This is a genomic window from Streptomyces sp. NPDC056160, assembly GCF_042268205.1.
Classification (GTDB): domain Bacteria; phylum Actinomycetota; class Actinomycetes; order Streptomycetales; family Streptomycetaceae; genus Streptomyces.
In genome coordinates, this window is the sequence record NZ_JBHJUW010000084.1 from 25,641 (window position 1) to 37,197 (window position 11,557).

Here is an 11,557-nt window from a genome sequence, read left to right on the forward strand (position 1 = left end):
CCTGGTGGCCGGTGCAGGCGTTCCGCCGCCCGGTCGGCTGCCGCAAGGCGGGGGCGTACCGCAAGCTCTGCCCTGAATATGTAAGGACAACCTGACTACACGACTTCCCGTCAACCGACCACAGGGCTACGCTCGGCCCGTGCCCAAACCAGATGTGGACCCCACCGTGTCGCTCGCGCTCAGTGTCGACCGGAGTTCTCCTGTGCCGTTGTACTACCAGCTGTCACAGCAGCTCGAAGCGGCGATCGAGCAGGGTGCCCTCACTCCCGGCAGTCTGCTGGGCAACGAGATCGATCTGGCCGCCCGGCTCGGCCTGTCCCGTCCCACCGTCCGCCAGGCCATCCAGTCGCTCGTCGACAAGGGGCTGCTGGTGCGCCGCCGCGGTGTCGGCACCCAGGTCGTGCACAGCCAGGTCAAGCGCCCGCTGGAGCTGAGCAGCCTCTACGACGACCTGGAGGCGGCCGGGCAGCGGCCCACGAGCAGGGTCCTGGTCAACACGGTCGTCCCGGCGTCCACCGAGGTCGCCGCCGCCTTGGGCGTGGCCGAGGGGGCGGACGTGCACCGCGTGGAGCGGCTGCGACTCGCGTACGGCGAGCCGATGGCGTACCTGACCAACCACCTGCCGACCGGCCTGCTCGACCTGGACACCGGACAGCTGGAGGCCACCGGCCTGTACCGGCTGATGCGCTCCGCCGGGATCACCCTGCACAGCGCCCGCCAGTCCATCGGCGCCCGCGCCGCCACCCCCTCCGAGGCGGAGCGGCTCGCCGAGGCGGAGGGGGCTCCCCTGCTCACGATGGAACGCACCACCTTCGACGACACGGGCCGAGCGGTGGAGTTCGGCACCCATACCTACCGGCCCTCCCGCTACTCCTTCGAGTTCCAGCTGCTCGTGCGGTCCTGACCCGGGAGCCCCGCCCTGATCCGGGGGCCCGGCCTGGACCGAGAACAGCGCCTGAATCCGGCGGCCCGGCGTCACAATGTCCGGACAAGGCGAGGAGGTTCCGGCCCCCGGCCGTTTGCCTCCGCCCGTCCATGCCCGATAATGCGATGTTCGGGGTTGATGGGCATGCCATCGGCCCCGCGCGTACGTTCGGACACAGCCGGAGAACACGGCTACCGGAGAACACAGCTAGAAGGGCACGGCCTCGTGGCACGGTTTCCAACCTGGGTAGGCATCGCGCTCGCAGGGGCGCTGTCGCTGTCCCTCGCGGGATGCAGCAGCACCGGCGGCAAGCGGGCGGAGGACGCCCGCAAGGCCGCGGCGGCCCAGGGCAGGGCGGCGGTGAACACGCCCCGCTGGACCTTCGCGATGATCACCCACTCCGGCGACGGGGACACCTTCTGGGACATCGTGCAGAACGGCGCGAAGCAGGCCGCCGTCAAGGACAACATCAACTTCCTGTACTCGCACGACGACGAGGCCCAGCAGCAGGCGCAGCTCGTGGACGCGGCGGTGGACAAGAAGGTCGACGGCATCATCGTCACCCTCGCCAAGCCCGACGCCATGAAGGCCGCCGTGGCCCGCGCCGAGAAGGCCGGCATCCCGGTGGTGACGGTGAACTCCGGCTCCGCGGAGTCCAAGGCCTTCGGCGCCCTCACGCACATCGGCCAGGACGAGACCGTGGCCGGGGAGGCCGTCGGCGAGGAACTGAACAAGCGCGGCAAGAAGAAGGCCCTGTGCGTCCTGCACGAACAGGGCAACGTCGGCCACGAGCAGCGCTGCGCCGGTGTCGCCAAGACCTTCACCGGCAAGGTCGACAACCTCTACGTCAACGGCACCAACATGCCCGACGTGCAGTCCGCGATCGGGGCCAAGCTCCAGGCGGACAAGTCCGTCGACGCGGTCGTCACCCTCGGCGCCCCCTACGCCGACACCGCCGTCAAGGCCAGGGCGGACGCGGGCAGCAAGGCCGAGGTCGACACCTTCGACCTGAACGCCAAGGTCGCCGCCGAGCTGAAGGACGGCACCCTCGGCTTCGCCGTCGACCAGCAGCCCTACCTCCAGGGCTACCAGGCCGTCGACCTGCTGTGGCTGTACAAGTACAACGGCGACGTCCTCGGCGGCGGCAAGCCGGTCCTCACCGGCCCGCAGATCGTCACCAAGGACCAGGCGGCGGCCCTGGAGGAGTACGCGAATCGGGGCACCCGATGAGCGCCGCCCCGGACCGGGCGGCGACCCTCACCGACGAAAGGCTCCTGCGCACCTCGGCGCTGCGCAAGCTGCTCTCCCGGCCCGAGCTGGGCTCGGTCGTCGGGGCGATCGCCGTCTTCGTCTTCTTCGCCGTGGCCGCCGACGGGTTCGTACGGGCGTCCAGCCTCAGCACCGTGCTGTACGCGTCCTCCACGATCGGCATCATGGCCGTCCCGGTCGCGCTGCTCATGATCGGCGGCGAGTTCGACCTGTCCGCGGGTGTGATGGTGACCTCCTCGGCGCTGGTCTCGTCGATGTTCAGCTACCAGATGACGGCGAACGTCTGGGTCGGCGTCGGCGTCTCCCTCCTCGTCACCCTCGCGATCGGCGCCTTCAACGGCTTCATGCTGACCCGCACCAAACTGCCCAGCTTCATCATCACCCTGGGCACCTTCCTGATGCTGACCGGCATGAACCTCGGCTTCACCAAGCTGATCGACGACACCGTCTCCACGAAGACCATCGGCGACATGGAGGGCTTCCCGGCCGCCCACGCCGTCTTCGCCTCCACGTTCACCGTCGGCGGCGTCGACTTCAAGGTCACCATCCTGTGGTGGCTCGCCCTGGTCGCCGTCGCCTCCTGGATCCTGCTGCGCACCCGCACCGGCAACTGGATCTTCGCCGTCGGCGGCAACCAGGACGCCGCCCGAGCGGTCGGCGTACCCGTCACCAGGACCAAGATCGGCCTGTACACGGGCGTGGCGTTCGGCGCCTGGATCTCCGGGCAGCACCTGCTGTTCTCCTTCGACGCCGTGCAGTCCGGCGAGGGCGTCGGCAACGAACTGATCTACATCATCGCCGCCGTCATCGGCGGCTGCCTGATCACCGGCGGCTACGGCAGCGCCGTCGGCTCGGCGGTCGGCGCGCTGCTGTTCGGCATGACCAGCAAGGGCATCGTCTTCGCCGAATGGAACCCCGACTGGTTCAAGTTCTTCCTCGGAGCGATGCTGCTCCTCGCGACCCTGCTCAACGCCTGGGTCCGCAAGCGGGCGGAGGCCGCCAAGTGACGCAGACCGAGACCCGCACGGCAATGGTGGAACTGTCGGACATCAGCAAGCACTACGGCACCGTCCGCGCCCTCGAAGGCGTCTCCCTCGAAGTGCACGCCGGTGAGATCACCTGCGTGCTGGGCGACAACGGCGCAGGCAAGTCCACGCTGATCAAGATGATCGCCGGACTGCACCGGCACGACGGCGGCGTCCTGCGCATCGAAGGGGAGGAGACCTCCTTGTCCTCCCCGCGCGAGGCCCTGGACCGGGGCATCGCGACCGTCTACCAGGACCTGGCCGTGGTCGGCCTGATGCCGGTCTGGCGCAACTTCTTCCTCGGCTCCGAGCCCAGGAAGGGCGTCGGCCCCCTCAAGCGCCTGGACGTCGACCTCATGCGCCGCACCACCCGCGAGGCGCTGCTGCGCATGGGCATCGACCTGCGGGACGTGGACCAGCCCATCGGTACCCTGTCGGGCGGCGAACGCCAGTGCGTGGCCATCGCACGGGCGGTCCACTTCGGCGCGAAGGTGCTCGTCCTCGACGAGCCCACGGCGGCGCTCGGCGTCAAGCAGTCGGGCGTGGTGCTGAAGTACGTGGCCGCGGCACGCGACCAGGGCCTGGGTGTCGTACTCATCACCCACAACCCGCACCACGCATACCTCGTGGGGGACCGGTTCGTGCTCCTGAAGAGGGGCACGATGGTGGGGCATCACACACGCGACGAGATCACCCTGGAGGAGCTGACCCGTCAGATGGCGGGCGGCAGCGAACTCGACGATCTCCGTCACGAACTCGAAAAGGGCACCTCCTGAAGGGTGTTGGCACCCGCGCGGGCGACCACCACGCGCGCGCGTGCGCTACGCCGGGGGCACCGGTCGTCCGGTGCCCCGTACAGCACCCTTACCGGGCGTGCGGCAGAATCGGGGCCGATGAGCACCTACCGCGACCTCACCGCCCCCATCGGCTCCCGCCGAGCCCCGGTCCTGCGCACCGTGGGCACCCGTGAGCGCCGTTCCCACCTGACGGCGCCCCGGGTCCCGACGGTCGGCATCGACATCGGCGGCACCAAGGTGATGGCGGGCGTCGTCGACGCCGACGGCAACATCCTGGAGAAGCTCCGCACGGAGACCCCGGACAAGTCCAAGAGCCCGAAGGTCGTCGAGGACACCATCGCCGAGCTGGTCCTGGACCTGTCAGACCGGCACGACGTGCACGCCGTCGGCATCGGCGCGGCGGGCTGGGTCGACGCCGACCGCAACCGCGTGCTCTTCGCACCCCACCTGTCCTGGCGCAACGAGCCGCTGCGCGACCGTCTCTCCGAACGCCTGTCGGTACCGGTCCTCGTCGACAACGACGCCAACGCCGCCGCCTGGGCCGAGTGGCGCTTCGGCGCCGGCCGCGGCGAGGACCACCTCGTCATGATCACGCTGGGCACCGGGATCGGCGGCGCCATCCTGGAGGACGGTCAGGTCAAGCGGGGCCGGTTCGGCGTCGCCGGCGAGTTCGGCCACATGCAGGTCGTGCCCGGCGGCCACCGCTGTCCGTGCGGCAACCGCGGCTGCTGGGAGCAGTACAGCTCCGGCAACGCCCTGGTCCGAGAGGCGCGCGAGCTGGCCGCCGCCGACTCCCCGGTCGCCTACGGCATCATCGAACACGTCAAGGGCAACATCTCCGACATCACCGGCCCGATGATCACCGAGCTGGCCCGTGAGGGCGACGCCATGTGCGTCGAACTGCTCCAGGACATCGGCCAGTGGCTCGGCGTCGGCATCGCCAACCTCGCCGCCGCCCTCGACCCGTCCTGCTTCGTCATCGGCGGCGGCGTCTCCGCCGCCGACGACCTGCTGATCGGCCCCGCCCGGGACGCGTTCAAGCGCCACCTCACCGGTCGCGGCTACCGCCCCGAGGCCCGTATCGTCCGCGCCCAGCTCGGCCCCGAGGCGGGCATGGTCGGCGCCGCCGACCTCGCCCGGCTGGTCGCCCGCCGCTTCCGGCGCGCCAAGCGCCGCCGGGTCGAGCGACACGAGCGCTACGAGCGGTACGCCCAGACGCGGCGCGAGGCCCGGGAGGCGCTGTGACGATGTCCCTGCCGCGGCAGGCGGCGGCGCCGGACGAACCGCCGCGTCCGCCGACCGAGGACCGCCGCCACCGCAACCGCCGCAGAGCCCTCACCCTGCTGATCATCATGGTGCTGATCGGCGTCCCGGCCGGGTACCTGGTCATCTCCGCCGCCCAGAGCCGTGACAGCGGCAAGGACAAGGAAGCCAAGTACGCGGCGACCGGCCTGACCCCCACCTACCCGGCCAAGGTCCAGCGCCGCCTCTACCAGGTGCCCGTCCCGCACCCCGCCGACCGCGTCGCCTCCTACGAGACGAACAACTGGAAGACCAGCCGCCTCTACGTCCAGTTCCGGACCACCCAGCCCGGACTCGACACCTTCCTGGAGGCCATGGGGGTCAACCGGAGCGACCTCAGGAAGGGGGACATCACCTTCAGCCGCCGCGACCGCGACGTCACCGGCTGGAACTTCAAGGGCCCCGGCCCCTGGTGGGGCCTCAGCCACAGCCAGGACAACCCGGCACCCAGCCAGGACGTCATCGTGAACCTCTCCAACCCCGTGCTGCCGATGGTGTACGTCGTCTCCCAGACCGTTCCCTGAGCCGCGGACCCGCCTGCCCGACCCGCGGCCGCCCCCGCCGCCCCTCCCGCCCGGCCCCGAGGGGCGGCTCCCGGATCGGCCCGGAGCCGATTGTCAGACCCCGCCCGTAGAGTCGAAGACGGCTGACTCGACCGACGAGCGGGAGGTGACAGGACGTATGAGCGACATGGCCGTGGCCGGGACGACCGGGACGAGGCCACCCGGCACCGGGGCGCACCGGACGGGGGCGCCCGGAGCCGAGCAGGCCGACGCCGCCGAGCACGCCGTGCCCCTCCGCCTCCCCGCCGTCTTCGTGCCCGCGCCGCTGCCGCGCGAAGGCCGCATCCTCCTGTGGGACCCGGACGGCCCGCAGCCCGGCAGCCCCCCCGAGACCGCCCCGCCACCGGCCGGCGCCCCGCCCGTGCACACGGCCCTCACGGTGGTACGACCGCACGGCGCCGGCGCCCGCCGCAGGACCGCCCCCGCGCTGTCCCTCCCGATCGACCTCGCGCTGCCCCACCTCGTGCGCGCCCGCCACGACCCGGCCGCCCACCCCGCCACGGCCTGCTGGGGCGCCGCCGCCTTGCACGCCCTGCGGCTCGCCGCGCGCGGACGCCTGCTGCCCGGCCTGACCGCCACCGGGCACGACGCCTGGCGGGCCGGCCCGCTCGACCCCGACGACATCGCCCACCTGCGCGCCATCGCCGCCGCCCTGCCCGCCGAGGGCCACGCCGTGCCGCTGCCCGGCCCGGGCCCGCTCCGGCTGCCGGAGCCGGAAGCGCTGCTGCGGGCCTTCCTGGACGCCGTCGCCGACACCCTGCCGCGCACCCCGGCCGCCCCGCACACCGCCGGGAAACCCTTCGCGCACCGCACGGCCCAGCACCTCCCCGCCGCGCACGACTGGGCCGCCGAGGTCGCCGCCGGCATGGACGCCGGTGTGCGGATCTCGCTGCGCCTGGACCTGTCCGCGTACGACCTGTTCGACGCCGGCCCCGCGGACGCCGGCGCCGGCGCGGCGGACACGGCCGGCAGGGAGCCGGCCCGCCGGGCCGGCGCGGCGGTCGTCCAGGTGCACAGCCTCGCCGACCCCACCCTCGTCGCCGACGCGGCGGCCCTGTGGGCCGACGAGGCCGACACGGCGTTCGGCCCACGCGCGCGCGTGGACGCCGCCCTGGCCGTGCGCCGCGCGGCGCGCGTCTGGCCCCCGCTCGACCGGCTCTCCGCCCAGGACGTGCCCGACGTCCTCGCCCTCTCCGAGACCGAGGTGAGCGACCTGCTCGGGGTGGCCGCGACCCGGCTCGCGGCGGCCGGCGTCGCCGTGCACTGGCCCCGTGACCTGGCACACGACCTCACCGCCACCGCCGTGGTCCGGCCCGCGCCCGGCTCCGCCACCGACGGCACCGGCTTCTTCGACAGTGAGGAACTGCTCCGGTTCCGCTGGCAGCTGGCGCTGGGTGGCGATCCGCTCACCGACACGGAGATGGACGCCCTCGCCGAAGCCCACCGTCCGGTCGTCCGGCTGAGGGACCGCTGGGTCCTGGTCGACCCCGCCCTCGTCCGCAAGGCCCGCAAGCGCGACCTGGGCCTGCTCGACCCGGTCGACGCGCTCTCGGTCGCCCTCAGCGGCACCGCGGAGGTCGACGGGGAGACCGTGGAGGCCGTGCCGACCGGGGCCCTCGCCGCCCTGCGGGACCGCATCACCGCCGGAGTCAGCCCCGCCGAGCCGCCCCGCGGCCTGCACGCCACCCTGCGCGACTACCAGCTGCGCGGCCTCGCCTGGCTCGACCTCATGACCTCCCTCGGCCTCGGCGCCTGCCTCGCCGACGACATGGGCCTCGGCAAGACCGTCACCGTCATCGCCCTCCACCTCGCGCGGGACCACCGCGCACCCACCCTGGTGATCTGCCCCGCCTCCCTGCTGGGCAACTGGCAGCGGGAGATCACCCGGTTCGCGCCCGGCGTCCCCGTCCGCCGTTTCCACGGACCCGACCGCACCCTGGACGGCCTCGACGGCGGCTTCGTCCTCACCACGTACGGCACCATGCGCTCGGCCGCACCCCTGCTCGCCGACCGCTCCTGGGGCATGGTCGTCGCCGACGAGGCCCAGCACGTCAAGAACCCCCACTCGGCGACCGCGAAAGCCCTGCGCACCATCCCCTCGCCCGCCCGTGTCGCCCTGACCGGCACCCCGGTGGAGAACAACCTCTCCGAACTGTGGGCCCTCCTCGACTGGACCACGCCCGGCCTCCTCGGCCCCCTCCAGTCCTTCCGCGCCCGCCACGCGCGCGCGGTGGAGAACGGCGAGGACGAGGAGGCCGTGGAACGGCTCGCCCGCCTGGTCCGCCCCTTCCTGCTGCGCCGCAGGAAGTCCGACCCCGGCATCGTCCCCGAGCTGCCGCCCAAGACCGAGACGGACCACCCGGTTCCGCTCACCCGCGAGCAGGCCGCCCTCTACGAGGCGGTGGTGCGCGAGTCCCTGCTCGCCATCGAGACGGCCGACGGCATCGCCCGCCGCGGCCTGGTCCTCAAACTGCTGACCTCGCTCAAGCAGATCTGCGACCACCCGGCCCTCTACCTCAAGGACGGCACGCCGCCGGGCGGCGGCGACCGCCTGGCCGCCCGATCGGGCAAACTCGCCCTGCTCGACGAACTGCTGGACACCCTGCTGGCCGAGGACGGCTCCGCCCTGGTCTTCACCCAGTACGTAGGCATGGCCCGGCTGATCACCTCCCACCTCACCGCCCGCGCGGTACCCGTCGACCTCCTCCACGGCGGCACCCCGGTCCCCGAGCGCGAGCGCATGGTGGACCGTTTCCAGGCGGGCGCCACCCCGGTCCTCGTCCTTTCCCTGAAGGCGGCCGGCACCGGCCTGAACCTCACCCGCGCGGGGCATGTGGTCCACTTCGACCGCTGGTGGAACCCGGCGGTCGAGGAGCAGGCCACCGACCGCGCCTACCGCATCGGCCAGACCCAGCCCGTCCAGGTCCACCGCCTCATCACCGAGGGCACCGTCGAGGACCGTATCTCCGAGATGCTCGCCACCAAGCGAGCCCTGGCCGACGCGGTCCTCGGCTCCGGCGAGTCCGCCCTCACCGAACTGTCCGACCGGGAACTGTCCGACCTGGTGTCGTTGCGGAGGGGGGCCTGATGAGGGCGGAGCAGCCGACCGCGGCCGAGGAACCGTACGCAGCCGAGCGGGCCGGGCTCTCTCAGGCGGGCGAAGCGGCGTTGGGCGGGTCTCCTCAGGCGAGCGAGGCCGAGCGGGGCGGGTCCCCTCAGACGGGCGCGGCCGAGCCGGGTGGCTCTCCTCAAGCGGACGAGGCTGACTGGGCCGGGTCCCCTCACGCGGACGGCTCGGGCCACTCGGGCGAGCCGGCACCGGTGATCCGCAGCAGCGCCCCCGGCGCCGGCGCGCGGGCCGCCGCCGACCAGGAACCAGCGGCGCTGACACCCGACCGCCCCCAGCCGCCCCGGCCGGGCGACGCGGCCCGCGAGGCACTGCGGGCGGCACGGGCACATCGGTCACCGGCCGGGACGCCGGCGGCCGCGGCCCCGGCACCGGACGCCCAGGCATCGTCCGCCCCACTCCCGGCGCACCAGCCGCCCAGGCCGGGTGACGTGGCGCGCGCGGCCCTGCGCCGGAGCACCTCGGCGGAGCCGCGTCGGCAGGAGACGGCGGAGGACCCGGCCACGGCGCCGGAGGAGCCCACCGAACCACCCCGTGACCAGCCCGTGCCGGGCGCCCCACGGCCAACCGATTCCCGCTCGGGTGCCTCTCGCCCCGCCGACATGGCCCGCGAGGCCCTGCGCGCCGCCCGAGCTCGCGGTGCCCACCACGAAGGGGACGACGGGGAAGGGAACGCGGAAGGGGAGGAGCGGGCGGCACCGGACCTACGACCAGGGGCTCTCCCCGCCGCCCGCATCCCGCGCCGCTCCACCCCGCGAACGAGTGGAACCCGTAGGACCACCCCACCGGTCGGCGAGCCAGACAGGAGCGGGCCGAGGACGAGCGACGGTCCGGCCGGTGGCGTCGGCGCCTCGATCCGCTCCGTCGGAGCACTGCTCGCCGACGGTTTCCGTCTGCCGTCGACGACGCCGCCGATGTCCCGGACACCGCGACCAGAACCACAAGCGAAACCCCAGCCACAAACACAACAACAGCCACAAGCGAAACGGCAGCCACAAGCGAAACCGCAGCCGCAGCGACAAGCGAAACCGCAGCCACAAGCACAACAACAACCACAACCACAACCTGATCCGCAGCCTTCGCAGCCACCCCCGCCCCCGCCCCCGGAGCGGGCAGTAGGCGGCGAGACGGACCGCCCTGCCGCCACGTCGGCCGGCACTCCCGAAATCCCCCGCACCATGGCATCCCCCCGCCGTGACGGCGAACTCCGGCGCACCTTCCCCGCGCTCCCGGCACCCGCCGCCGCGGACTCCCGCTCCGCCGGGACCTGGTGGGGGAACGCGTGGGTCACCGCCCTGGAGGAGGGCGCGATGGACGCGGCGCGCCTGGCCCGGGGGCGCGGATACGCACGGACGGGCCACGTGGACGCCATCACCGTGACGCCCGGCCTGGTCCTGGCCTACGTACAGGGCAGCCGTCCGCGGCCGTACCGCGCACAGGTGCGGCTGCGGACGCTGGACGACACCGAGTGGGACCGGTTCCTGGACGCGGCCGCCGAGCGGCCGGCCCACATCGCCGCACTCCTGGACAAGGAGATGCCGCAGACCCTGACCGACTGCGGCATCCCGCTGCTCCCCGGCCCGCACGACCTGGAAGCGCACTGCTCCTGCCCCGACCGCGGCCACCCCTGCAAACACGCCGCGGCCCTGTGCTACGAGACGGCGCGGCTGCTGGACGCCGACCCCTTCGTCCTGCTGCTGCTCCGCGGCCGGGGCGAGCGGGAACTGCTCGACGCCCTCTCCCGGCGCAGCGCGGCCCGTGCCGCCCGTGCCGCCCAGGAACGGGAACCGGAGCCGCTGCCGGGGACACGGGCCGCGGACGCCCTCACGCGCCGCCCGCTGCCCCTGCCCGCCGCGCTGCCGCCCCCGCCGCATCCGGAGCAGCCTCCGGCCTACCCCTCGGCGCCCGGCGGTCCGGACCCGCTCGCCCTGGACCATTTGGCGACCGACGCCGCCGTACGCGCCCACGCCCTGCTCACCACGGGCCGCGACCCCGTCGGCGGGCTGACCCTGTGGCAGGACGCGGTGCGCCTCGCCGCGGCGCGCCCCGGCTCGGGACTGACCGCCGCCACCCGCTCCCTGTACGCCTCGCTGGCCTCCGCCGCCGGACGCACGCCGGCCGAACTGGCCCGCGCGGTGGCCGCCTGGCGGCAGGGCGGCGCGGCAGGGCTCGCCGTCCTGGAGGAGCCCTGGGACCCGCCGGCCGGCCGGTTCGACCGGGCCCGGCCCCTGCTCCTCGCCGCCGACCTGCCCGCCTTCCGCCCGCACCGCAACCGCCTCACCCACCCCGGCGGCAGGCTCCAGCTCCGCCTGGGCCGGGAGGGCCTGTGGTACGCGTACGAGTCCGAGCCCGGCCGCGAGGACTGGTGGCCCCGCGGCACCCCCGACCTGGACCCGGTCGGCGCCCTGACGGGCCTGGAGCCATCCGCCGGCCTGTGACCTGCTGACCTGACCGACCTACTGACAGTGAAGATATGACTGGTGGTTCCGCTGATGAGCCTGACTCGCCTACTGACTGACGTCATCGACTGTCCTGTTTGGGATTTGTCG

At 73.4% G+C, this 11,557-nt stretch carries 9 protein-coding genes; 8 read left to right on the forward strand and 1 reads right to left on the reverse strand.

Translation table 11 applies throughout. The features are described from left to right. Positions 1-166: 166 nt before the first annotated feature. The 7 genes from ACFC02_RS27060 to ACFC02_RS27090 all read left to right on the forward strand — a co-directional run bounded on the left by ACFC02_RS27060 (position 167) and on the right by ACFC02_RS27090 (position 8,969). Complete coding sequence (locus ACFC02_RS27060) at positions 167-904, forward strand: GntR family transcriptional regulator (protein ID WP_376362384.1); 738 nt, start codon at positions 167-169, stop codon at positions 902-904. Positions 905-1,150: 246 nt separating this feature from the next. Next, positions 1,151-2,155 carry a sugar ABC transporter substrate-binding protein gene (locus ACFC02_RS27065; protein WP_376362359.1) on the forward strand — a complete coding sequence of 335 codons (1,005 nt, stop codon included), beginning with the start codon at positions 1,151-1,153 and terminating at the stop codon, positions 2,153-2,155. Further along, positions 2,152-3,201 carry an ABC transporter permease gene (locus tag ACFC02_RS27070; RefSeq protein WP_376362362.1) on the forward strand — a complete coding sequence of 350 codons (1,050 nt, stop codon included), beginning with the start codon at positions 2,152-2,154 and terminating at the stop codon, positions 3,199-3,201. Before ACFC02_RS27065 ends, ACFC02_RS27070 begins: the two co-directional genes overlap by 4 nt. After that, positions 3,198-3,995 carry an ATP-binding cassette domain-containing protein gene (locus ACFC02_RS27075; protein WP_376362366.1) on the forward strand — a complete coding sequence of 266 codons (798 nt, stop codon included), beginning with the start codon at positions 3,198-3,200 and terminating at the stop codon, positions 3,993-3,995. Before ACFC02_RS27070 ends, ACFC02_RS27075 begins: the two co-directional genes overlap by 4 nt. A gap of 117 nt (positions 3,996-4,112) precedes the next feature. Beyond that, complete coding sequence (locus tag ACFC02_RS27080; protein ID WP_360972693.1) at positions 4,113-5,261, forward strand: ROK family glucokinase; 1,149 nt, start codon at positions 4,113-4,115, stop codon at positions 5,259-5,261. Then, positions 5,258-5,842, forward strand: coding sequence for a sugar kinase (locus ACFC02_RS27085; protein WP_376362369.1), 585 nt, complete (start codon positions 5,258-5,260; stop codon positions 5,840-5,842). Before ACFC02_RS27080 ends, ACFC02_RS27085 begins: the two co-directional genes overlap by 4 nt. A gap of 157 nt (positions 5,843-5,999) precedes the next feature. Then, entirely contained in the window at positions 6,000-8,969 is a 2,970-nt protein-coding gene (locus tag ACFC02_RS27090; protein WP_376362372.1) for an SNF2-related protein, read from the forward strand. A 193-nt stretch (positions 8,970-9,162) separates the two neighbouring features. Here ACFC02_RS27090 and ACFC02_RS27095 read toward each other — a convergent pair whose 3' ends face one another. Further along, entirely contained in the window at positions 9,163-9,531 is a 369-nt protein-coding gene (locus tag ACFC02_RS27095; protein ID WP_376362390.1) for a hypothetical protein, read from the reverse strand. Between ACFC02_RS27095 and ACFC02_RS27100 the strand changes: the two genes are divergently transcribed. Continuing rightward, positions 9,455-11,446: an SWIM zinc finger family protein gene (locus tag ACFC02_RS27100; protein WP_376362387.1), complete on the forward strand. Its 1,992-nt coding sequence runs from the start codon at positions 9,455-9,457 to the stop codon at positions 11,444-11,446. The two genes, ACFC02_RS27095 and ACFC02_RS27100, sit on opposite strands and share 77 nt — an antisense overlap. The last annotated feature ends 111 nt before the right edge of the window (positions 11,447-11,557 follow it).

Coding starts and splice junctions, on each gene's coding strand:
- ACFC02_RS27090 (WP_376362372.1), top strand. CDS start 6,000: ATGAGCGACATGGCCGTGGCCGGGACGACCGGGACGAGGCCACCCGGC.
- ACFC02_RS27070 (WP_376362362.1), top strand. CDS start 2,152: ATGAGCGCCGCCCCGGACCGGGCGGCGACCCTCACCGACGAAAGGCTC.
- ACFC02_RS27080 (WP_360972693.1), top strand. CDS start 4,113: ATGAGCACCTACCGCGACCTCACCGCCCCCATCGGCTCCCGCCGAGCC.